Genomic DNA, 22,021 nt, shown 5'->3' with positions numbered 1-22,021 from the left:
GTCGCTACGATGAGGTTTGTCTTTCCCGTTCTCGTCAAAGTAACACTGATAGCGGCGCCAAAAAGGAGCGTTGCCAATGCGACGAGACCTGTCCCCACAAACTCAACGCCCCTTCCACTTCCCCTCGCGCTTTTCGACGAAGGCGGCCATGCCTTCCTGCTTGTCCTCGCTCGCGGTGAGGATCTGGAAGATGCGGCGCTCGATGATCAGGCCCTGGTCGAGGCTGGTCTCGAAGGCGGCGTTGACCATTTCCTTGTTCGCAATCGCAGCCATTGGCGGCATGGAGGCGATCTGTGTTGCAGTCTTCATCGCTTCGTCCAGCAGGCTGTCATGCGGCACGACGCGCGCGACGAGGTTGCTGCGCTCGGCTTCCTCGGCATCCATCATGCGGCCCGTCAGGCACATTTCCATGGCCTTCGACTTGCCGATGGCCTTGGTCAGGCGCTGCGATCCGCCCATGCCGGGGGCAACACCAAGCTTGATCTCTGGCTGGCCGAACTTGGCGTTTTCCGAAGCGATAATGAAGTCCGCCATCATGGCGAGCTCGCACCCGCCGCCCAGCGCGAAACCGTTCACGGCTGCGATCCACGGCTTGCGGGTCTTCTTGACGATCTCGCTGGTCCAGGGCGCGAAGAAATCGTCGAGATAGAAGTCTGCCGCGTCCTTCTCGCTCATTTCCTTGATGTCGGCACCCGCGGCAAAGGCCTTGTCGCCCGAACCGGTGAGCACTGCGCAGAGCTGGCTGCTGTCTGCCTGATAGGCGGCGAAAGCGTCGATCAGCTCTTCCAGCACCTTGCTGTTCAGCGCATTCAGCGCCTTGGGGCGGTTGAGCGTGATCAGCGTGACGGCATCCCGCTGTTCGACGGTGATGGTTTCGTAGCTCATAGGGGTTTCCATTCCTCATCGGCGGGAAGCGGGGCGAAGATGCTGTCGAGCAGTTCCTCGCTCACGCCCTCGGGCGTTGCCGGATCCCAGTGGGGGTCGTTGGTCTTGTCGACGATTACCGCGCGCACGCCCTCGGCAAAATCGGGGCGGGTCAGGACGCGCGATGCGATGCGATATTCCATCCGCATGTTGTCGGCGAAACTATCCAGCTTTTCGCTTTCCGCCAGCTGGCGCAGCGCGACCTTGCAGGTTTGCGGGCTCTTGGTGCGCAGCGTGGCGAGCTCCTTGGCAGCCCAATCGCTATCATCGGCCTCCAGGCTCGCGAGGATGTCCTCGTAGCGGTCGGAAGCGAAGTGCCTGTTGATCCGCTCGCAATTGGCCTCGATCCGGGGCTCGGGCGGCGTAACCGACAGCTCGGACAGGATGCCCGCAATGCGGCCGGGATGCTCGGTAATCCGCGCCTTGGCCTCGGCCAGCTTCTCTGCAGGGATATAATGCGTTGCGATCCCGGCGAAATGGCATTCGGCCCCGTCGAGCCGCGCGCCGGTCAGCGCCAGGAACTGGCCGAGCCGTCCGCCGAGCCGCGAGAGGTGCCAGCCGCCGCCGACATCGGGGAACAGGCCGATCCCCGTTTCGGGCATGGCGAAGCGCGTGTTCTCGGTCGCGACGCGATATTTGCAGGGCAGGGCAATGCCCACGCCGCCACCCATGGTGATGCCGTCCATGAAGGCCACGATGGGCTTTTCATAGGTCATCATCTGGTGGTTGAGCTGATATTCGTCGTGAAAGAACTCGCGACCGCTATTCCCGCCATCGTTCAGCGCGGAATGGCGCAGCAGGTTGATGTCGCCGCCTGCGCAGAACCCCCGACCTTCGGCATGGTCGAGAATGACTGCCTCGATCTCGTCGTCATCGGCCCACCCGGACAGTGCCGCGCTCATCGCGTGGCACATGTCGAGCGTCAGCGCATGCAGCGCCTTGGGCCGATTGAGCGAGATGTGGCCGGTGCGGCCGTGGGTGTGGATGTTTACTTCGTCGGTCATCGAATACTCGCTTACTGTCGCAACAGGTCCCGGCCCACGATCATGCGCATGACCTGGTTGGTGCCCTCGAGGATCGAGTGGACCCGCAGATCGCGCCAGAAGCGTTCGATCGGATAGTCCTTGAGATAGCCGTATCCGCCGAACAGCTGCAGAGCATCGTTGACGACCTTGCTGCCATTGTCGGTCGCCAGCCGCTTGGCCATTGCCGAGAAGCGTGACTTGTCCGGCGCGTTATCTGTGACCTTGGCGGCAGCGAGGTAGAGGAGGGCGCGTGCGGCCTCCAGATCGGTCGCCATGTCGGCCAGCATGAATTGCGTGTTCTGGAACTCCGCGATCGGCGTGTCGAACTGCTGGCGATCCTTGGTGTAGGCCACCGCCTCGTCGAGGCAGCGTTGCGCGCCGCCGAGCGAGCAGGCGCCGATGTTGAGGCGTCCACCGTCGAGCCCCATCATGGCGAAGCGGAAGCCCTCGCCTTCATCGCCGACCCGGTTCTCCACCGGCACGCGGGCATCCTCGAAGATGACCTGCGCGGTCGGGCTGGCATTCCAGCCGAGCTTCTTTTCCGGCGCGCCGAAGCTGACGCCCGGCGTGTCCTTGTCGATCACGAGGCAGGTGATGCCCTTGGTCTTGTGGTCGGAGGTGCGGACCATGGTGACATAGACATCGTTCACCCCGCCGCCGGAGATGAACTGCTTGGTCCCATTCAGCACATAATGGTCGCCGTCCAGCACAGCGCTGGTCTTGAGGCCCGCGGCATCCGATCCGCTGCCCGGTTCGGTCAGGCAATAGCTGGCGATCTTCTCCATGGTGACGAGGTCGGGAAGGTACTTTTCCTTCACCCCTTCGCCGCCGAAGCGGTCGATCATCCAGCTGGCCATATTGTGGATCGAGATGAAGGCACTGGTGGTCGGGCAGCCATAGGCCATGGCTTCCATGATCAGCGCCGCCTCGAGCCGGCCGAGGCCGATGCCGCCGCTCTCTTCCGAAACGTAGATCGCGCCGAAACCGAGCTCGGCGGTCTGCTTGATCACCTCGCGCGGGAAGTGGCTTTTCTCGTCCCACTCGCCCGCATGCGGCGTGATGTTGTCGGCGGTGAAACGCTGGGCCATTTCCTGGATGGCCAGCTGATCGTCGGTAAGCTGGAATTGTCCTATCATGCGGTGCGCTCTAGCTCTCTGGCAGGGCCAAGGGAAGGGGCGAGGCCGGTCAGTCGCGAACGATTGCCTCGGCCTCAATTTCGACTTTCCATTCCGGTCGGCAAAGCCATGCGCAGCCTACCATTGTTGCGGCGGGTCGCGCCTCGCCGAAATAGCGGGCGTGGACCTCGCCCACCGCGTTCTGGTCGGCCGGATCGGTCAGGAACATGCGCGTGCGAATGACGTCGCTTGCCGACCCGCCCAGTTCCTCGATCGCGCGAAGGATCAGGGCGCAGCATCGCTCCGCCTGTTCGGCGGCACCGCCTTGCGTGGTCGAACCGTCGTCTTCCACCGGGCCGGTGCCGGCAACGATGATCCGGTTGCCGTCGCGGACCGCGCGAGCGAAGCCGAACTGCGCTTCGAACGGAGAGCCGGTGAAGGCTCGGCGACGGCCGCTCACCCGCAGGTGATCTCGATGATCTCGCGGCTTTCGTCATAGCGCACGTTCACGCGATCGGTCCGGTAGTCCATCGTCCACGCAGAGTTCGGCGGGCCCCAGCGCAGCGTTTTTGCGCCACTCTCTCGCAGTATGGTGGCACCCATCTCGGTGCTCGCCTCGTGCCCGATATGATACTGGACCGGCTGGGCATCGCATTCGCTGCCGGCTTCGTTTGCCGGGGCCGAGCCCGTTGCTTCTCCGTATGTTCCTGCGCACGCGGCGAGAGGCAGCGCCACAACACCTAAAAACAGACTACGCATATCGTCCTCCTCAATTATCGCAACGCTTGCGCGGCAAATCGCGGCCGGCACTCGAGTCGGCCGGGTCCAGGACAAGCAGCCGCGCTCCGCCATCTTCAAGCACCAGCTCGCGGCGATCTTCCCACGTTTCGCCTTCGCCTTCCATGGCGAGCGTGACGATCACGCTCCCGGTCCCGCTGTCCTCGATACCGGTCAACTGGCCCGCGGATTCATAGAAGGTGATGGAGTCCTCGCCGATCTCGAGCCGCAGGTCGGACGCCGGGGCGCAGCTTCCTTCGACATAATCCCACACCCCGCGAAAGCGTGGCGGGATCGTGCCGATAAGCTCCGGCAAGGGCGGTGCGCCGTCGCCGATACCGCCATCGGGCTCGACCGGGATGGCGGTCTGCTGCGGGGCGGGATCGTCCGGCGTGGTCTGGCCGGGCGAACAGGCGAGCAGCGTGAACACGGCAAGCGATGCGAGGGCTAGGCGGGTCATGTATCAGCCCATCGTCGGAATGACGAAGGCGTTGCTGCCGTCGCCGCCGCCGTCGGGCCAGCGCTGGGTTACCTTCTTGGCCTTGGTCCAGAACTTGAGGCCTTCCATGCCGTATTGGTCGATGTCCCCGAAGCCGCTACGCTTCCAGCCGCCGAAGCTGTGGTAGCTGACCGGTACCGGGATCGGCACGTTGATGCCGACCATGCCCACATTCACGCGGTTCGCGAATTCGCGGGCCGCGTGGCCGTTGCGGGTGAAGATGGCGACGCCGTTACCGTACTGGTGCTCGCTCGGGAGCTTCACGGCTTCCTCGAAATCCTTCGCGCGCACGATCTGGAGCACGGGGCCGAAGATTTCTTCCTTGTAGCTTTCCATGTCCGGCGTGACGCGGTCGAGCAGCGTCGGGCCGACGAAAAAGCCGTCCTCATGGCCCTGCAGGCTGAAACCGCGACCGTCGATGACGACTTCGGCGCCTTCCTTCTCGGCCGTGTCGATCCAGCCTTCGACGCGCGCCTTGTGCTCGGGCGTGACGACGGGGCCGTAATGCGCATCGGGGTCGTTCGACACGCCGACACGCAAGCCGTTGATCGCGGGAATCAGTTTCTCGCGCAGCTTGTCGGCGGTGTCTTCGCCCACGGGGACCACCACGGGCAGCGCCATGCAGCGCTCGCCAGCCGAACCGAATGCGGCACCGGCAAGGTCGTTGACCACTTGGTCGAGATCGGCGTCCGGCATGACGATGCCGTGGTTCTTCGCACCGCCGAAGGCCTGCACGCGCTTCGCGTTCGCCGTTCCGCGCGAGTAGATATACTGCGCGATGTCCGACGAGCCGACAAAGCTGATCGCGGGAATATCGGAATGGTCGAGGATTGCATCGACCATTTCCTTGTCGCCATGGACGACCTGCAGCAGCCCCTCGGGCGCGCCCGCTTCGAGGAACAGTTCGGCGAGCCGCACCGGAACGGAAGGATCGCGCTCCGACGGTTTCAGGATGAAGGCGTTACCAGCCGCAATCGCCATGCCGAACATCCACATCGGGATCATGGCGGGGAAGTTGAACGGGGTGATGCCTGCACCAATGCCCAGCGGCTGGCGCATAGAATAGACGTCGATGCCGGGACCTGCGCCCTGCGTGTACTCGCCCTTCAGCGCCTGCGGGATGCCGCAGGCGAACTCGATCACCTCGAGCCCGCGCTGCACGTCGCCATGCGCATCCTCCACGACCTTGCCGTGTTCGCTGGAGAGCAGTTCGGCCAGCTCTTGCTTGTTCGCCTCGACCAGCTGCTTGAATTCGAACATCACCCGCGCGCGGCGTTGCGGATTGGTCGCCGCCCATTCGGGTTGGACCTTCTTCGCGGCATCGACAGCCTTCTGCAGCAGCGCGGCATCACCCAGCGCGACTTCGGCCTGGACCTCGCCCGTCGAGGGGTTCCAGATCTTGTGCTTGCGAGTGGCGGCGGGGCTATCCCCGGCGATCAAATGGTCGACTTGGCGCATGAAAGATTCCTCTCTTTTCGTGCCAACGGCTCTGGCAAGCCAAGGTTGCGAAATCAACCGGTATCAAATGAAACCGGCATCGCTTGCGGCTATCCGATCGCCGCCATCATCTGTGCGCACAGGATCGCGCCATAGGTGCCCAACGCATAGCCAAGGACAGCGAGCAGCACGCCGACGGGGGCAAGGGCCGGATGAAAAGCGGCCGCCACCACCGGCGCGCTCGCCGCCCCGCCGACATTGGCCTTGCTGCCGACCGCGACGAAGAAAAACGGCGCCTTGATGATCTTGGCCACCACCAGCAGCAGGACGATGTGGAACAGCATCCAGATCGCGCCGATGGCCATGAATGCGGGGGCGTCCATGATCTTGGTCACGTCCATGCGCGTGCCGATGATCGCCACCAGCAGGAAGATGAAGAGCACGCCGAACTTGCTCGCGCCGATGCCCTCCAGTTCGCGGGCGCGGGTGAAGCTGGCGGCGAGGCCGGCGGTGGTGGAGATGACGACCACCCAGAAGAACTCGCTAGCGAGTGTCGCGTCCTCCCCCTGCATGCTGGCAAACCAGCCTCCGATCCAGCCGCCGAGCAGGTGCGACGCGCCGACGACGGCCATGGTCGCGCCGAAGAGCAGCACATAGTCATTGGCCTTTGCCACGCGCTCGATGCGTTCGGAATAATCCGCCATGCTGTCGCGCAGTCTGGCGATGGAGGAACTGTCCGCACCCAGCCAGCGGTCGACCCTTTCGGTCGCTCCGGCCCCGTAGAGCAGGAATATCATCCAGATTTCCGCCACGATGATGTCGACCGCCAGCAGCGCGGCAAAGCCTTCCAGCGGATAGCCATAGACTTCGAGCATCGCGGTCTGGTTCGCGCCGCCGCCGATCCAGCTGCCCGCCAGCGTCGCCAGTCCGCGCCAGGCCGCAGTGTCGCCCGATCCGATCACCGAGGGTTCGAACTGCGCGACGATCCACAGCGCCAGCGGCCCGCCAAGGATGATCCCGACCGTGGCGGTCAGGAACATGATGATCGCCTTGTTGCCGAGGCCGAGGATACCCTTGATGTCGATGCTCAGCGTCATCAGAAACAGCGCGGCGGGCAGGAAATAATCCTTCGCGACCGGCCACAGCTGGCTCTCGCTCGTGTCGATCAACCCGGTGGTCACGAATAGCGACGGGACGAGATAGCAGACGAGAATGATCGGCACGAAGACGTAGAACCGCTGCCAGCCAGGCCGGTCCCGCGTTGCGAAAACGAAGGCGAGCAAGGCGCCCAGCAGGCCAAGGATGATGCGATCGTCGCTGATCATGATGCGTGTGGTGTCCCGTCTGTTATCTTGCGCGCCTGCCTAGCGTCTTCCGTCTGCGCACGCCAAGGTGTTGGTCCTCAAGCTCCACATCGCTACGAGGAACGCGTTTCTCGCGTTGACCTTGTCTCCACGCTGCGGCAAATGCCGCCGTTCGGCGCGCGGGTGTAGCTTAATGGTAGAGCAGCAGCTTCCCAAGCTGACGACGAGGGTTCGATTCCCTTCACCCGCTCCACTCAGAAGTCGCCTTTATCGAAGAACCCCCCGATCCGCTCGCGCGGTTCTGTCACGCTAAGACCCTTCGCATCGAGCCAGCCGTCTTCGAAGATCGTGTCGGCATAGCGCGCGCCGTCGTCGCACAGGATCGAGACGATTGAGCCTGCCTCGCCTCGCGCAGCCATTTCGGCGGCGATCATGGCGCAGGCCCATACATTCGTGCCGGTCGATCCGCCGCAGCGACGGCCGAGCCGGTCGCTGACTTCATGCGCGGCGGCAATCGAGCAGGCGTCGGGCACCGCTTCCATCCTGTCGATCACGTCGGGCAGGAAGCTCGGCTCGACCCGCTGGCGGCCGATCCCCTCGATGCAACCGGAGGGATGCTCGACCCTGGTAACCGACCGGTCGGCCCAGTGGCGGTGGAAGACCGAGCCTTCGGGATCGGCGACGCAGACTTTCGTATCGTGCCGGTTGTAGCGGGCGAAGCGGCCGATGGTGGCCGATGTTCCGCCTGTTCCGGCCCCGCAGACGATCCAGCGCGGCACCGGATGCGGTTCGCGCGCCATCTGTGCGAAGATCGATTCGGCGATGTTGTTGTTCGCCCGCCAGTCGGTAGCCCGCTCGGCGAAGGTGAACTGGTCGATATAGTGGCCACCGAGATCATCGGCGAGCGCTTGGGCGGCGGCATACATCTCGCCCGGCGCATCGACGAAATGACATTCGCCGCCGTGGAACTGGATCGCCTCGATCTTCGGCTTTGCAGTCGAGCGCGGAACCACAGCGATGAAGCGCAGGCCCAGCATGCGGGCGAAATACGCTTCGGAAACCGCAGTCGATCCGCTCGACGCTTCGATCACCGGTGTGCCTTCGCAGATCCAGCCATTGCACAGGCCATAGAGGAACAGCGAGCGGGCCAGCCGGTGCTTGAGGCTGCCGGTCGGGTGGCTGGACTCGTCCTTCAGATAGATCGCGATGTCCGGCAGTGCGGGGACGGGCAGGGGTATGAGATGCGTGTCGGCCGAGCGCGTGAAATCCGCCTCGATCCGCCCGATCGCCCAGTTCACCCAGCCGCGATCGTTCGCTCGCGGTTTTCCCGTCACTTGGGAGGCATCCGGATCGCTCCGTCCAGCCGGAACTGGTGACCGTTGATGTAGCTGTTGCGCGCGATCTCCAGGATCAGCGAGGCGAATTCCCCAGGATGCCCGAGCCGCTTGGGGAAGGGGACGCTGGCGTTGAGCTGGTCCCACATTTGCGGATTGCGGTCCTTCATGCCCAGCATCAGCGGCGTCGCGAATATGCCGGGCATCACCGAATTCACTCGGATGCCGATGTCCATCAGATCGCGCGCCATCGGCAGGACGAGGCCGTTCACCCCGGCCTTGCAGCTGCCGTAGATCACCTGGCCGATCTGCCCGTCCTGCGCCGCCACGCTGGCGGTCAGCGTGACGCAGCCGCGCTCTCCATCCTCGTTCAGCGGGTCGGAGTTCGCCATGCCGAGCGCGGACAGGCTGGCAATGCGATAGGAAGAGACGAGAATGCCCTCGGCTCCGAAGGCATAATCCTCGGTCGCGAGCCGCTTGTAGCGCCCGTTTTCCTTGTCCCAGCCGAGCGTCTTGCCGCGCCGACTGGTCATCGCGCAATGGACCGTCACGCGTTCCTGCCCGTGGGCAGCCCGTGCTGCTGCGAAGCCGTCGACCACCGACTGCTCGTCGGTGATGTCGACTCTGGCGAATGTGCCGCCGATGGCCTCTGCATGCGCCTTGCCGCCATCTTCGTCGATGTCGAAAATCGTCACCTTGAGGCCCGCATCTGCCAGTGCCTGCGCGCTGGCCTTGCCGAGGCCCGACGCCCCGCCCGTGACGACTGCTGCCATACCTGCCTTGAGTTCCATTGCCTGCTCCTCACCCTTTGCCTGAAAGCCAAGCGTGCTATCGCACGGGCGCACGGCAAAGCCAAAGGGGCGATCGCAGATGACATCCTTCCTGTTCGCAATGGTGGCGAGCTTTCTCGCGGCGACGGGATCGCGCGACCAGCTGCTCGTCGCGCATCTGCGCGAGCGATTAGGAGCCTCGTATGCATTGCTGTTGATGGCCGTGGCGATGGCCATCGCCACGGCGTTCATCGCCGCGTGGTTCGGGAGCACACTTGCCGGGCAGCTTTCGAGCGATGCGGCGACCATGTTCGTCGCAATCGCCATGCTGCTGGCCGCGGTCGAGTGTGCCTGGCCCAATCGCGCTCGCATGCCACAAGAACCAACGCGCTCGCTCGGCGCCATCGGGATCGTGCTGTTCCTGAGGCAGCTGACCGATGCCTCGCGCTTCCTGATCGCAGCCTTCGCGGCCGCGCTCGCATCGCCGATGCTGGCGGGCATCGGCGGCGCAATCGGGGGCTCGGCAGCGGTCTGCCTCGGTTGGTTTCTGGGCGACAGGCTGGAGCACCTCCCATTGCGAGCCGTGCGCCTGTGCCTTGGTGCCGTGCTGTTCCTGCTCGCAATCTGGCTCGGCCTGACAGCACGCGGCTTGATCGGCTAGATCGATCACAATCTCAAGGAAGGTCATGGAAACCGATTGATCGGCTGTCGGTTGAAAATACGTAATCCGAAGACAAAAGGGAAATTCGATATGGCCGAACTCGGCGACAACGCAAAAGTCGGACTCGTCACTGCGCTCAATGGCGCGCTGGCGGATACGATGGCGCTCTATTTCAAGACGAAGAACTTCCACTGGCATGTTGCGGGGCCGCGTTTTCGCGACCTCCACGTCCTGTTCGACGAACAGGCCGCCCAGCTGATCGGCACTGTCGACGACCTCGGCGAACGCGTGCGCAAGAACGACGAGTACACGCTAACCTCGATCGGCATGGTGCAGTCCGAGACTCGCATCAAGGACCAGGACGACGTCACTCTCACCGCCGATGCCATGGTCGCGGAATTGCGCGACGATAACCGCCTGCTCCACAAGCGCCTCGGCGAAGTGAAGGAAGCGGCCGAAGAGGTCGGCGACAACGCCACCAGCGGTATCGTGGACGACTGGATCGACCAGTGCGAGGAGCGGATCTGGTTTCTCAACCAGACGTCCAAATAAGCGAATAGCTATTCGTGACATGAGCGGCCGCCTTCACCCTTGGGTGCGGGCGGCCTTCGTGTATCAGAGGGCATGGCTGACATTACATTGATCGAAAATGCGGACGATGCGGCGATTGCCGCTTGGTTCGTGCGCGAAATCGGCACGCGGATGGAGAAGAGCGAAGGGCCGGTTACCATCACTGTCCCCGGCGGCTCGACGCCCTTTCCCATCATGGAAAAGCTGCTCCAGGACGACCTCGACTGGTCGCGACTCGTCGTGTGGCCCGGCGACGACAGGATCGTGCCGGAAGATCACGAGGCGTCGAATACCGGCAAGCTGCGTGCCCTGTTCGAGCCTGCGGGGGCCGAGGTCGTCACGTTGACGGTGATGGAGGCCGTGCCCCATTTCGATCTCGCGTGGCTGGGGATGGGCGCGGACGGGCACATCGCCTCGCTCTTCCCCAATACCGATCCCAAGGTCGACGATCCGCGGCCGATCCTGCGGCTGACGCCCGATCCGCTTCCGCCGGAAGCCCCCTTCGACCGCATCAGCCTGACCATGCCCTCGCTGCTTGCCAGCGACGCGCTCGTTTTCGTCATGCGCGGGCAGGAAAAGCGTGCGGTGTTCGATGCGGCGGCGGCGGAAGAGAACGATTTGCCGATTGCACGCCTGCTCGGCGCGGCTAAGCAACAGGTGACATGCTTCGTCTGATCCCCGCGCCGCTGGTTCGCCAAGCCATGCGTGTCGCTCACAAGATGCGGCATCACTGGCGCAAATGGCGCGGCGTGACGCCGCCTGGTGTCTGCGTGATTGCCCGCGATCTGGAAGGGCAGGTGCTGCTCGTGCGGCATAGTTACGGTCCGCCGGGCTGGTACATCCCTGGCGGCGGACTCAAGCGAGGCGAGGCCCCCGCAGATGCCGCCCGGCGAGAACTGCGCGAGGAAACCGGCTGCGAGATCGATGGCCTCAAACCGCTTGGCGAGGTGCATGAAACGCTGTCCGGCGCCCCGCACATGGCGCATGTCTTCACCGGCTTGGTCGACGACATGCCCAAGCCTGACGGCCGCGAAGTGGTGGAGGCGCGCTTTTTCCCGACCCATTCGCTGCCAGAGCCGCTGGCCCCCAGCGCAAGGCGGCGGCTGGAGGTCTATACCAAGCGCCGCAGCTAGAGCAGACTGAGCTGGGCGTCCGGGCGGGGCTTCTCGGCCTCGCCATTGCTTTCCAGCTTCGACAGCGTCAGGCCCATCAGGCGGATCGGCATGGGGAGGGGCAGGACCTCTTCCAGCAGTGCGCGGCCGATACCGGCAAAACTTTCCCGGTCGGTGATCGGCGTATCCACGGTCTTTGCCCGGCTGAAGATCGTGAAGTCGTTGTATTTCATCTTGAGCGTCACCGTGCGACCCTTCGCTTCGGCCCGCTCGATATAGCCCCACACGATGTCGATGATCTCCTCCATCGTCTCGCGCAGCTCGCTGCCTGAGGAGAGGTCGCGGCTGAAAGTGCGTTCTCCTCCGACGGATTTGCGGATGCGGCTGGAACGTACGGGCCTGAGATCGATCCCGCGGGCCGCGCGGTAAAGATAATCGGCGAAGCTGCCGAAATGCGCGCGCAGCCATTCGATGTCCTTGGCCGCGAGATCGCCGCCGGTTTCGATACCGAGCCGCGCCATCTTCTCCGCGCCCTTCGGGCCGACACCGTGGAATCGCCGGATCGGTAGCGTGCTCACGAACTCCGCGCCTTCGCCGGGGCGGATGACGCACAGCCCGTCGGGCTTGTTCTGGTCGCTGGCGATTTTGGCGAGGAACTTATTGTAGCTCACCCCCGCACTGGCGGTAAGGCGCGTCTTGGCGCGGATTTCCTGCCGGATGAGCTCCGCGATGCGGGTGGCGCTGCCGATGCCGAGCTTGTCCTCGGTGACGTCGAGATAGGCCTCATCCAGGCTCAGCGGCTCGACAAGGTCGGTGTGGTGGCGAAAGATCGCACGGATCTGTTGGCTGACTTCGCGATAGGCGTCGAAGCGGCTCTTGACGAAGATCAGCTCCGGGCATTTCCGCTTGGCCGTCACCGAGGGCATAGCGCTGCGCACGCCGAACTTGCGCGCTTCGTAGCTGGCTGCCGCGACGACTCCGCGCCCGCTCGACCCGCCCACGGCGACCGGCTTGCCGCGCAGGTCCGGATTGTCGCGCTGTTCGACGCTGGCGAAAAACGCATCCATGTCGACATGGATGATCTTGCGCAGGCCGTCGGCCTCGCCTCCCTCCTCGTCACCCGTGCGTTTTTCGCCATCGCTCATGCAGGAATAGATAGGGCAGTGGGTTGCAAAGCGGAACCTTGTGAGCCACCTGCCATTTTGTGCAGATGCGAAACGATCAGCTAGCTTCGGGCGAACGCCCTTCGGCCGCAGCGGCGACGCGCCCGCGCATCGGCGAGCGCGAGCTGATCTGGATGATGGCGCTGCTGATGGCGCTCAACGCCTTCGGGATCGACGCGATCCTGCCCGCGCTGGACGCGGTGGCGAGCGATCTCGGGGCGCAGGGTAACGACCGACAGTTCGTGGTCGGCGCCTATCTGCTCGCCGCCGGGATCGGAACGCTGGTGCCGGGTGCTTTTGCAGATCGGTATGGGCGCAGGCCCGTGCTCTTCACCGGCCTGTTCTTCTACATCGTGCTGTCGGTCGCCTGCGCGCTGGCGACGACATTCGACATGCTCGTGGGGTTGAGGGCGGCGCAGGGCTTCTTCGCCGCCGGCATCATCGCCCTGCCGCCTGCCATCATCCGCGACCGCGTGGGCGGCGACAAGATGGCGCGCATGATGAGCCTGATCTTCGTTATTTTCCTGCTCGTGCCCGCCGTCGCGCCCAGCATCGGGCAGGCCGTGCTGCTGGCATTCGGCGACTGGCGCTGGATCTTCGCAGCCATGGCCGTGGCGGGCTGCGTGATGAGCCTGTGGGTCTACACCCGCCTGCCGGAAACGCTGCACGAGGACGACAAGCAGGAAATCCGCATACCGGTGATCGCGCGCAATATGCGCACGGCCGTCACCCTGCGCGAGACGATCGGCTACACGCTCGGCAGCGCGCTGGTGTTCGGCGGATTGTTCGGTTTCATCAATTCCAGCCAGCAGCTGATCGGCGAAGCCTTCGGCGCGGGCGACCGCTTCCCGCTGATCTTCGCGATCTGTGCCGGTTGCATGGCGATCGCGAACTGGTCGAACAGCCGCATCGTGGAGCGGTATGGCGCAAGGCGTGTCAGCCACGTGGCCCTGTTCGCCTTCATCGCAGTGGCGGCGGCCCAGCTCTATTTCGCCAATCAGCCGGACGAAAGCTTGTGGACCTTCGTGCCGCTCATGGCCGCCAACATGAGCCTGCTCGGCTTCATCGGGGCCAATTTCGGCAGTATCGCGCTGCAACCTTTCAAGCATATCGCCGGCGCGGCCAGCTCGGCGCAGGGGTTCCTGCGGATGACCAGCGGCGCGCTGCTCGGTGCGTTCATCGGTTATGCCTACGACGGCACGGCCCGACCGCTGGCGCTGGCATTGCTGTGCACCGCGGTGCTGAGTTTGGTGTTCGTTCTGTTCAGCGAGCGCGGCGCCTTGTTCGGTCCGCCGGAGCCGGAGACGGACTAAGCCTCTGCGCGAAGCCTGCGCCAGGCAAGATCCGCAAATTCGCACAGCAAGGGCCGCGTGTCGCGCGGGTCGATGATGTCCTCGACATTGAAGCGCTCCGCACTGCGGAACGGGCTGGTGACCTTGTCCAGCCGCTCGCGGATCGCGGCGAGTTCTGCCTCCGGGTCCTCGGCCGCTTCGAGGTCGGACTTGTAGGCGACTTCCAGCCCGCCTGCGATCGGCAGGCTGCCCCAGTCGCCGCTCGGCCAGCAGAAACGGTATTGATAGGTCTCCGCATTGCTCATCGCGCTGCCGGCGATGCCATAGGCGCGGCGCAGTACCACGCTGGCGAGCGGGACGGTGGCCTTGTAGACCGCATTCATCGCCTGCACGCCGTAACGGATCGTGCCCGCCATCTCCGCCTCGCGCCCGATCATGAAGCCGGGATTGTCGACCAGGTGGACGATCGGCAGGCGGAACCGGTCGGCGAGCTTTACGAACCGCTCGACCTTCTCGCTGGTTTTGGCATCCCAGCTGCCGCCGAGATAGCTCGGGTCGCTGGCGAGCACCGCCACCGGCCAGCCGTCTAGTCGGGCAAGCGCGGTGATGCAGGCGCGGCCCCACATCTTGCCGATCTCGAACACGGTTCCCTGGTCGAACACCATCTCCATGCAGCGGCGCATGGAATAGACCTGCTTGTCCTCGCGCGGGACGAGGGAGAGCAGCGCATCCTCGCGTCGGTCGATTGGATCGCGGCATTCCGTGCGGCGGGCGAGCTGGCCGACATGCTCGGGCATGAAGCTGAGGAAATGCCGCGCGCGGGCGAAGGCCTCCGCTTCGCTGGCGACCTCGTCGTCGACCACGCCGTTGCGCGTGTGGATGCCGCTGCCGCCGAGATCTTCCTTGGCCTGCTGGTGATCGTCCGAGCCCTTGTAGCTATCGCCGAGGCCATCGACCACCGCCGGTCCGGCGGCGAAGATCTGGCTGAGGCCCTTGACCATGATCGAATAATGGCTGGCGACGATCCGTGCCGCACCCAGACCTGCCGTCGGGCCGAGCGCTAGCGCGACGACCGGCACGGTATCGAGGTTTTTCACCACGTCCGACCAGCCGGGCACGGCGGGAATGTATGTCGCGCCAATCTGCTCCAGCGTCTTGACCGATCCGCCGCCGCCGGTGCCATCGATCATGCGGACGATGGGGAGCTTGAGCTCATGCGCCATCTTCTCCGCCTGTACCATCTTGCGGCTGATCCCGGCATCCGCCGCGCCGCCGCGAATGGTGAAATCGTCCGCCGTGGCGACCACGGGGCGGCCGTTGATCGTGGCCTTGCCGAACAGGAACGGCGCGGGGAGGAGGGACTCGAGATTGCCGTCCGCGTCATAGGAGCCCTTGCCCGCGATCTTGCCGATTTCGCGGAAAGACCCGTCGTCGACCAACGCGGCGAGCCGGGCGCGCGCATCCATCTTCCCGCGCCCGTGCTGGCGCGCAACCTTGTCCGCGCCGCCCATCTGCTCGGCAAGGGCTACGCGCTGGCGCAGTTCTTCGAGTTCACGCTGCCAGGTCATGCCTGTTCCCACTCCCCTTCAGGGGAGGGGGTTAGGGGGTGGGGGCGTGACGCGCAATGCCCGCCGCAGACCCCTCTCCGCTGCGACTAGGCGGCAAGCCGCCAAGTCTCGCTGCCTCTCCCCTGAATGGGAGAGGGATTCAGCCCTCTTCGACAGGCTCCACCACGCACAGCACCGCCTCAACCTGCACCTGCCCACCCTCGCTGGAGTTAAGTTCGGTGACGGTCCCGTCGAACGGCGCGGTGAGCGCGTGCTCCATCTTCATCGCCTCGAGCACCATAAGCCGCTGGCCCGCCGTGACCGCATCTCCCTCGGCCACATCGACCGCGATGACCTTGCCCGGCATGGGGGCGAGGATCGCGCCATCGGCGGCGGAGGCGGCACCGCCTGCGTCGTTTCGAGGAAGGGAAATTGCGATGACGTCGCCTTCAATCTGAACGAACTGATGGGCTGGTTGCTCTATGGGAGCAAACCCATGTTCAAAATATTGACCCTCAGGCGTGGGTGAAAATTCGAATTCGCGCTCCTCGCCGTCAACTGTGAGCCGCATGCTTTTTGGCGGGGCCGCATTAAGGCGGAAGGCGCCAATGCCAGTCACGACGCTATCGAAGTCGCTGCTTTCGCGCAGTAGCCACGCTGCCGCATCACTCAAGACGCGGTCGGACGGTACTGGACGTTTTGTTAGCTGGTCAAACTTTCGAGCAATCAAGCCGGTGTCGAGATCGGCGTCCTGTACGTCCTTATCGTTGAGCAACCTGACCAGAAAGCCCTTGTTCGTTTTTACCGGCCAAACGACGGCAGTTTCCAGCTTGTCGATGAGCCCAGCAATCGCATCCGATCGATTAGGTTCGTGCACGATCATCTTCGCGATCATGGGATCGTAGAAGGGAGTAACCTCGCTGCCTTGGACCACCCCAGTGTCGCTGCGGCCTGAGTGGTCCATGAGATCGAGGCGTTCCAAGCGTCCTATGCTGGGAAGAAAACCTGAAGTTGGATCCTCGGCATAGAGCCGCGCTTCCATCGCCCAGCCGTTAATGCCTAACTCCTCTTGCTTCAGCGGAATGGCCTCGCCGTTTGCCACGCGCAGCTGCCATTCGACCAGATCGACCCCGGTGATCTCCTCGGTCACCGGGTGCTCGACCTGAAGCCGCGTGTTCATCTCCATGAAGAAGATGCGATCGGCGCGCAGGCCTTCGCTGGCGTCGGCGATGAATTCGATCGTGCCTGCGCCCTCGTAATCGACCGCCTTGGCGGCGCGCACGGCGGCGGCGCAGATGTCCTCGCGCGTCGCCTCGTCCATGCCCGGGGCGGGGGCTTCCTCGATCACCTTCTGGTGGCGGCGCTGGAGCGAGCAGTCGCGTTCGAACAGGTGGACAACATTGCCGTGGCTGTCGCCGAACACCTGCACTTCGATATGGCGGGGTGAGGTGATCCATTTTTCTAGGATCACGTCGTCATTGCCGAAGCTCGCCTTGGCCTCGCGCCGGCAGGATTCAAGCGAGGAGAGGAAGTCTCCAGCTGCATCGACCTTGCGCATGCCCTTACCACCGCCGCCCGCGACCGCCTTGATCAGCACCGGATAGCCGATCGCGTCGGCTTCCTGCTGCAGGCGCTCTGCCGACTGGTCGTCGCCGTCATAGCCGGGAGTAACGGGCACGCCCGCCTCGCGCATCAGCTTTTTGGCGGCATCCTTCAGGCCCATGGCCCGGATCGAGGACGGCGGCGCGCCGACCCAGATCAGCCCGGCATCCATCACCGCCTGTGCGAAGTCCGCATTCTCCGACAGGAAGCCGTATCCCGGATGGATCGCATCCGCCCCGGTCTGCTTCGCAGCGGCAATGATCTTTTCGCCGACGAGATAGCTCTCGGCCGCGGGCGAGGGGCCGATTTGCACCGCCTCGTCTGCTGTACGCACATGCAGCGCCTTGGCATCGGCATCCGAATAGACCGCCACCGTGGCGATCCCCATGGCGCGCGCAGTGCGGATGATGCGGCAGGCGATCTCGCCGCGATTGGCGATGAGGAGCTTTGAAATCATGGACGTGCGCTAGCCGTAGCGTCGCGCCCGTTCAAGCTACCACCCAGCGACGGGGCGGAAATCGTGGCGGCTCCACAGGATCGGTTCGCGCGGCTGGGCCGGGCGGTTCCACAAGGCCTCGAAGAAGGCGCTCGTGACGTGCCAGCTTTTCTCGAGCCCGCTCACGCGCGTGCGCCCGTCCCAAGCCAGCTGCCCGCGGCTCAGCACCTTGCGGCCGATCGCGCCGTAGATATTGGCCGCTGCCAGCACCGCCCAGCGCTGCCGGAAGCGCAGTTTCTTCGCGCCGAGCTTGGACGCCTCTTCGTGCTTTTCCATCAGCGCGATCAGGCGCGGCATCAGGCTGGCGAGGCGGAAGCGGTTTTCCGGCAGGGCATGCTCGCCCGCTTCCCAGCCCATCTCGTCGAGCCAGGTCTTGGGCAGATAACAACGCCCGGCATCGGCGTCCTCGACGATGTCGCGCGCTATATTGGCGATCTGGAAAGCAAGGCCGAGGTCGCAGGCGCGGTCCAGAGTTTCGCCGTCGTCCTTGCTGACGCCCATGACCACCGCCATCATGATCCCGACCGATCCGGCGACATGATAGCAATAGCGCATCATGTCCGCCTCGGTCGCCGGCTGCCAGCGCGTGGCATCGAGTGCGAAGCCGCCGATCATGTCGTTGGCCATGTCCCAGGTGAGGCCGGTCTCGTCGGCCACCATGCCGAAGGAATCGAAAGCGAAGTCGGCAGTCGGCTGCTCGTCCAGCGCGCGCTTGGTCAGCACGCGGATCGCCTGCACGCGGTCCTCGGCGCTCTTCAGATCGCCCTGATCGCCCAGAGGGCCGCCTTTGTCCTGATTGTCGGCAATGTCGTCGCAGCGGCGGCACCAGGTATAGAGCAGCCAGCTGCGCTCGCGCGTGTCGCGGTCGAACAGCTTGCTGGCGGCAGCGAAGCTCTGCGAGCCTTCCTCTATCGCTTCCTTGGCGCGCGCGACGAGATTGCGCCGGTCGCGCCCGCCCCCGGCGCGCGTCGGTGTCGCGCGAATTTTGCTGGTAGTCAGTGGGCGGGGCGTGCTCAGAGGTCGTCTGCCTTCATCTGGAAGATCGGCGTATGCGCTTCGTAGCTTGCCATTTTCTTTAACAGTCCGCCGAGATTGTCGTCGGCGATCAGGATGTTCTGGTGGGCCGGGCGCACGAAGCCGACCTCGGCCATTCGGCGATTGAAGGCGATAAGGTCGTCATAGAAGCCGAAGGCGTTGAGCAGGCCGACCGGCTTCTGGTGATAGCCGAGCTGGGCCCAGCTCATCGCTTCCCACAATTCATCCATCGTCCCGACGCCGCCGGGGATGGTCACGAAACCGTCGGACAGATCGGTAAAGCGCTGCTTGCGCTCGTGCATGCCGCCCACGGTGTAGAGTTCGGTGCAATCGTGGTTGGCGACCTCGGAATTCGCGAGCGCATCCGGGATCACGCCGATCACTTCGCCATCCGCCTCCAGCGCGCCGCGCGCGACCGCGCCCATCAGGCCGAGCCGCCCGCCCCCATAGACGACGCCGATGCCGCGCTCCGCCAGCCCTGCGCCGACATCGTAGGCGAGCTGGATATAGCGCGGATCCTCGGGCGAAGCCGAACCACAATAGACAGCGAGGCGGTTCACTCGACCAGATCCTCGACCATCAGCCCGGCCGTCGCCTTGGCGCTGCCGACCACGCCGGGGATGCCTGCGCCCGGATGAGTGCCCGCTCCGACGAGGTAGAAATTGTCGATCACGTCGTCGCGATTATGGCCGCGGAAGAAGGCGCTCTGGGTCAGCACCGGTTCCAAGCTGAAGGCGCTGCCCATATGGGCGTTGAGATCGCTGGCGAAATCCTTCGGCGCATAGTGGAACTTGGTCTTGATGCGCGAATGGATGTCGGGGATCAGGCGGCGCTCGATCTCGTCGAGAATGCGCTTTTCGAGGATCGGACCCATCTCCTCCCAGTCGACCGCCAGCTTGCCCATGTGGGCGACCGGGACCAGCGCGTAGAAGGTGCTCATGCCCTCGGGCGCCATCGACGGATCGCTGACGCTGGGGTGGTGCAAATAAATCGAGAAATCTTCCGGCAGCACGCCATGGTCGTAAATGTCCTCCAGCAGGCCTTTGTAGCGCGGGCCGAACAGGATCATGTGATGCGGGATGCCCGGCCAGGTACCCTCAATCCCGAAATGCACCACGAACAGGCTGGGACTGAATTTCTTGCGCGCCAGCTTCCCGGCATAGGATTTTCCGCGTTTGGAATCGGACAGGAGGTTGCGATAGCTGTGCACGATATCGGCATTGCTGGCGACCGCGTCGAAGCGCTCGCGCCAGCCGGATGCGGTTTCCACCTCAGTCGCCTTCGTCCCAAGAGTATGCACCTGCACCACGGGATCCCCGACCCGCATCGTGCCGCCGATGCGTTCGAAATGGCGGATCATGCCCGCGACGAGCCGGTTGGTGCCGCCCTTGGCCCACCAAACCCCGCCGTCCTTTTCCAGCTTGTGGATGAGGGCGTAGATGCTGCTGGTCTTCATCGGATTGCCGCCGACCAGCAGCGTGTGAAAGCTCAGCGCCTCGCGCAGCTTCTCGTTCTCGACATAGCTCGACACCATCGAATAGACGCTGCGCCAGGCCTGCTGCTTCGCAAGGGCAGGGGCAGCCTTGAGCATCGACTTGAAGTCGAGGAAGGGCTTGTGCCCCAGCTTGACGTAGCCTTCCTGATAGACGGCTTCCGAATAATCGAGAAAGCGTTGGTATCCGGCGACGTCCGACGGGTTGAGCTGCGCGATTTCGGCGAACAGCTGCTCCTCGTCGTTGGAATAGTCGAAATTGGTCCCGTCGGGCCAGTTCAGGCGATAAAATGGCATAACCGGCATGATCTCGACATCTTGCGCCATGTCGTGCCCGGTCAGGGTCCATAGTTCGCGCAGGCAGTCGGGATCGGTGATGACGGTCGGGCCGGCATCGAAAGTGAAGCCGTCCTTTTCCCAGTAATACGCACGGCCACCGGGTTTATCGCGCCCCTCGATAACAGTCGTCTGGATACCGGCGGACTGCAGGCGGATGGCAAGGGCAAGCCCGCCGAAGCCGGAACCGACGACGCAGGCCGTCTTCCCGGTCGCAGGCACGCCCGCAACGGTGGTTTCACCGGTGGCGGTGGGCGGGGTGTTCGTTTCGGCGTTCATCGGGATCCCTCTTGGACCAGCGGAGCGCCCTTGCCAAGCAAGGCGCCGATTGCCGCCGGTATGGGTATCGGCGGCTTGCCGATCAATATGCGTGCCTTGTCTGCCAGAGTGGAGTGGCCCGCATAGAAACGCTCCACGAGTGGCTCCGGCAATCGATAGAAATGCGCGAATATGCGGAAGCGTTCCTCCGGCTGCGCACCCTGGAACAGCATGCGGCCGAGGGCCCGGTAGAAGCTTGTCGCGCGCCAGTGATCGCGGGCGCGTTTGTCGATCAGCGCGGCGAGTTGTTCGCCCGGCAGGGTGGCCTCGCGTGCGATTGCCAATGCATTGTCGACGGCGAAGGGCAAGGTGTAGCTGGTCAGTGGGTGGACGAAACCGCCGCGCGCGCCTGCGCGAACCACGCCGGGAGGGCCGATGTCGCGCCGGTAGGCGGCGAAATCGCCTCCGGTGATGACCGGCAGGACACCGGTTTCGCTGCCGACGATCTCCCCGTCCCAATCCTGCTCGCGGCAATAGTCGTCGATCCTGCGCGACAGGGCGCTGCGATCCAGCACCGGGCTGTCGGCGTAATAGGTGTCCTCGACGAAGAGGTCCTGCGCGCCCAGCGGGAGGGTGTAGACGAAGCGATATGCGCCGTGCTGGCGAACCCGGGCGTCCATCACAATCGGGCGCTGCATTCCATGCGCGGCAGGCAGCTTGATATGGCGACCCATGAAAACCTGCCATCCGCCGCGCAGGTGCGGGGAGGGCACGGCATTGCGGCAGTCAATCGCGACGCGCGCCGGAACATGCTCGCCGCTTTCCAGCGTCACGCCGTCAGGTGCGATGTTTGCGACCGGGCTCAGCAACCGCAGAGTTTCCTGCGGCAGTTCGCGACGCAAATTGGAATCGAAATCCCTGCTCGCGATGGAATGGTAGGTCGATGTGAGCGTTCGGGCGATGTCGGGGAAATGGACCTCGTATCCCCGATCCCATTCGACCTGGCGGCAGTTTGCCAGCAAAGCCTTGCCAGCGGCGTCGAGATCGCTGTCGAACCAGCTCCAGCGGTGATTGCCGCCGAACACATCGCCGCTCTCGAACAGGGCGAGGCGCATTTCCGGGTGAGCGCGATGGACGGCCAGCGCGATCAGCCCGCCGGCGAGCCCTCCGCCCACGATTGCCATATCGATCATGCGCCCGTTCATCGGTTGCAGGGCTTAGGCAGTTCGCGCTCCGGCGGCAATGCGGCTATTCGTTGTGCGACACTGGAAC

General features: G+C 64.3%; 22 protein-coding genes and 1 tRNA gene. 6 read left to right on the top strand and 17 right to left on the bottom strand.

The genetic code is table 11. The features are described 5' to 3' along the window. Positions 1–102: 102 nt before the first annotated feature. From P8R33_RS03655 to P8R33_RS03620, 8 genes are all read right to left on the bottom strand, one after another. On the bottom strand, positions 103–885 hold the full coding sequence (locus P8R33_RS03655) for an enoyl-CoA hydratase-related protein (protein ID WP_278327627.1): 783 nt from the start codon (positions 883–885) through the stop codon (positions 103–105). Continuing rightward, positions 882–1,928, bottom strand: a complete 1,047-nt coding sequence (locus P8R33_RS03650) for an enoyl-CoA hydratase/isomerase family protein (RefSeq protein WP_278327626.1) — start codon at positions 1,926–1,928, stop codon at positions 882–884. The genes P8R33_RS03655 and P8R33_RS03650 overlap by 4 nt, the downstream gene beginning before the upstream one ends. 11 nt (positions 1,929–1,939) lie before the next feature. After that, the gene (locus P8R33_RS03645; protein ID WP_278327625.1) at positions 1,940–3,085 is read right to left on the bottom strand and encodes an acyl-CoA dehydrogenase family protein; all 1,146 of its coding nucleotides are present in this window, start codon (positions 3,083–3,085) and stop codon (positions 1,940–1,942) included. A gap of 49 nt (positions 3,086–3,134) precedes the next feature. Next, entirely contained in the window at positions 3,135–3,524 is a 390-nt protein-coding gene (locus tag P8R33_RS03640; protein WP_278327624.1) for a RidA family protein, read from the bottom strand. After that, positions 3,521–3,823 carry an I78 family peptidase inhibitor gene (locus P8R33_RS03635; protein ID WP_278327623.1) on the bottom strand — a complete coding sequence of 101 codons (303 nt, stop codon included), beginning with the start codon at positions 3,821–3,823 and terminating at the stop codon, positions 3,521–3,523. The genes P8R33_RS03640 and P8R33_RS03635 overlap by 4 nt, the downstream gene beginning before the upstream one ends. 10 nt (positions 3,824–3,833) lie before the next feature. Then, complete coding sequence (locus tag P8R33_RS03630; protein ID WP_278327622.1) at positions 3,834–4,301, bottom strand: hypothetical protein; 468 nt, start codon at positions 4,299–4,301, stop codon at positions 3,834–3,836. 3 nt (positions 4,302–4,304) lie between these two features. Further along, a complete protein-coding gene (locus P8R33_RS03625; RefSeq protein WP_278327621.1) occupies positions 4,305–5,798 on the bottom strand; it encodes a CoA-acylating methylmalonate-semialdehyde dehydrogenase in 1,494 nt (497 codons plus the stop codon). An 89-nt stretch (positions 5,799–5,887) separates the two neighbouring features. Further along, on the bottom strand, positions 5,888–7,102 hold the full coding sequence (locus tag P8R33_RS03620) for a DUF819 family protein (protein WP_278327620.1): 1,215 nt from the start codon (positions 7,100–7,102) through the stop codon (positions 5,888–5,890). A 158-nt stretch (positions 7,103–7,260) separates the two neighbouring features. Here P8R33_RS03620 and P8R33_RS03615 point away from each other — a divergent pair. Then, positions 7,261–7,334: transfer RNA gene (locus P8R33_RS03615), tRNA-Gly, on the top strand. 1 nt (position 7,335) lies between these two features. Here P8R33_RS03615 and P8R33_RS03610 read toward each other — a convergent pair. Then, on the bottom strand, positions 7,336–8,415 hold the full coding sequence (locus P8R33_RS03610; protein ID WP_278327619.1) for a PLP-dependent cysteine synthase family protein: 1,080 nt from the start codon (positions 8,413–8,415) through the stop codon (positions 7,336–7,338). Further along, positions 8,412–9,206: an SDR family oxidoreductase gene (locus P8R33_RS03605; RefSeq protein ID WP_278327618.1), complete on the bottom strand. Its 795-nt coding sequence runs from the start codon at positions 9,204–9,206 to the stop codon at positions 8,412–8,414. Before P8R33_RS03605 ends, P8R33_RS03610 begins: the two co-directional genes overlap by 4 nt. Positions 9,207–9,285: 79 nt before the next feature. Here P8R33_RS03605 and P8R33_RS03600 point away from each other — a divergent pair, with 79 nt between their 5' ends. The 4 genes from P8R33_RS03600 (at position 9,286) to P8R33_RS03585 (ending at position 11,549) form a co-directional block, all read left to right on the top strand. Next, the gene (locus tag P8R33_RS03600) at positions 9,286–9,846 is read left to right on the top strand and encodes a TMEM165/GDT1 family protein (protein ID WP_278327617.1); all 561 of its coding nucleotides are present in this window, start codon (positions 9,286–9,288) and stop codon (positions 9,844–9,846) included. 90 nt (positions 9,847–9,936) lie between these two features. Next, positions 9,937–10,398: a Dps family protein gene (locus tag P8R33_RS03595; RefSeq protein ID WP_278327616.1), complete on the top strand. Its 462-nt coding sequence runs from the start codon at positions 9,937–9,939 to the stop codon at positions 10,396–10,398. Positions 10,399–10,470: 72 nt separating this feature from the next. Then, positions 10,471–11,091 carry a 6-phosphogluconolactonase gene (locus P8R33_RS03590; protein ID WP_278327615.1) on the top strand — a complete coding sequence of 207 codons (621 nt, stop codon included), beginning with the start codon at positions 10,471–10,473 and terminating at the stop codon, positions 11,089–11,091. Then, positions 11,079–11,549: an NUDIX domain-containing protein gene (locus P8R33_RS03585; RefSeq protein ID WP_278327614.1), complete on the top strand. Its 471-nt coding sequence runs from the start codon at positions 11,079–11,081 to the stop codon at positions 11,547–11,549. Before P8R33_RS03590 ends, P8R33_RS03585 begins: the two co-directional genes overlap by 13 nt. On the opposite strand, the gene dinB is transcribed toward P8R33_RS03585, so the two are convergent. Then, positions 11,546–12,673, bottom strand: a complete 1,128-nt coding sequence (gene dinB / locus P8R33_RS03580; protein WP_278327613.1) for a DNA polymerase IV — start codon at positions 12,671–12,673, stop codon at positions 11,546–11,548. The two genes, P8R33_RS03585 and dinB, sit on opposite strands and share 4 nt — an antisense overlap. Before the next feature lie 65 nt (positions 12,674–12,738). Here dinB and P8R33_RS03575 point away from each other — a divergent pair, with 65 nt between their 5' ends. Then, complete coding sequence (locus P8R33_RS03575; RefSeq protein ID WP_278327930.1) at positions 12,739–14,004, top strand: multidrug effflux MFS transporter; 1,266 nt, start codon at positions 12,739–12,741, stop codon at positions 14,002–14,004. Here the strand turns inward: P8R33_RS03575 and P8R33_RS03570 are convergent. From P8R33_RS03570 to crtY, 6 genes are all read right to left on the bottom strand, one after another. Beyond that, positions 14,001–15,551 (bottom strand): acyl-CoA carboxylase subunit beta, encoded by a 1,551-nt coding sequence (locus P8R33_RS03570; RefSeq protein ID WP_278327612.1) that lies wholly within the window; start codon positions 15,549–15,551, stop codon positions 14,001–14,003. The genes P8R33_RS03575 and P8R33_RS03570 overlap by 4 nt on opposite strands. Before the next feature lie 139 nt (positions 15,552–15,690). Then, positions 15,691–17,589 carry an acetyl-CoA carboxylase biotin carboxylase subunit gene (locus P8R33_RS03565; RefSeq protein ID WP_278327611.1) on the bottom strand — a complete coding sequence of 633 codons (1,899 nt, stop codon included), beginning with the start codon at positions 17,587–17,589 and terminating at the stop codon, positions 15,691–15,693. Positions 17,590–17,625: 36 nt separating this feature from the next. Next, entirely contained in the window at positions 17,626–18,540 is a 915-nt protein-coding gene (locus tag P8R33_RS03560; protein WP_278327929.1) for a phytoene/squalene synthase family protein, read from the bottom strand. Between the two features lie 101 nt (positions 18,541–18,641). Continuing rightward, positions 18,642–19,223, bottom strand: coding sequence for an LOG family protein (locus tag P8R33_RS03555; RefSeq protein ID WP_278327610.1), 582 nt, complete (start codon positions 19,221–19,223; stop codon positions 18,642–18,644). Further along, on the bottom strand, positions 19,220–20,770 hold the full coding sequence (locus P8R33_RS03550) for a phytoene desaturase (protein ID WP_278327609.1): 1,551 nt from the start codon (positions 20,768–20,770) through the stop codon (positions 19,220–19,222). The genes P8R33_RS03555 and P8R33_RS03550 overlap by 4 nt, the downstream gene beginning before the upstream one ends. Next, positions 20,767–21,942: a lycopene beta-cyclase CrtY gene (gene crtY, locus P8R33_RS03545; protein ID WP_278327608.1), complete on the bottom strand. Its 1,176-nt coding sequence runs from the start codon at positions 21,940–21,942 to the stop codon at positions 20,767–20,769. Before crtY ends, P8R33_RS03550 begins: the two co-directional genes overlap by 4 nt. Between the last annotated feature and the right edge of the window lie 79 nt (positions 21,943–22,021).

It is taken from the genome of Qipengyuania flavescens (assembly GCF_029688735.1).
Classification (GTDB): domain Bacteria; phylum Pseudomonadota; class Alphaproteobacteria; order Sphingomonadales; family Sphingomonadaceae; genus Qipengyuania.
This window is presented reverse-complemented; position numbering and strand designations above follow the sequence as displayed.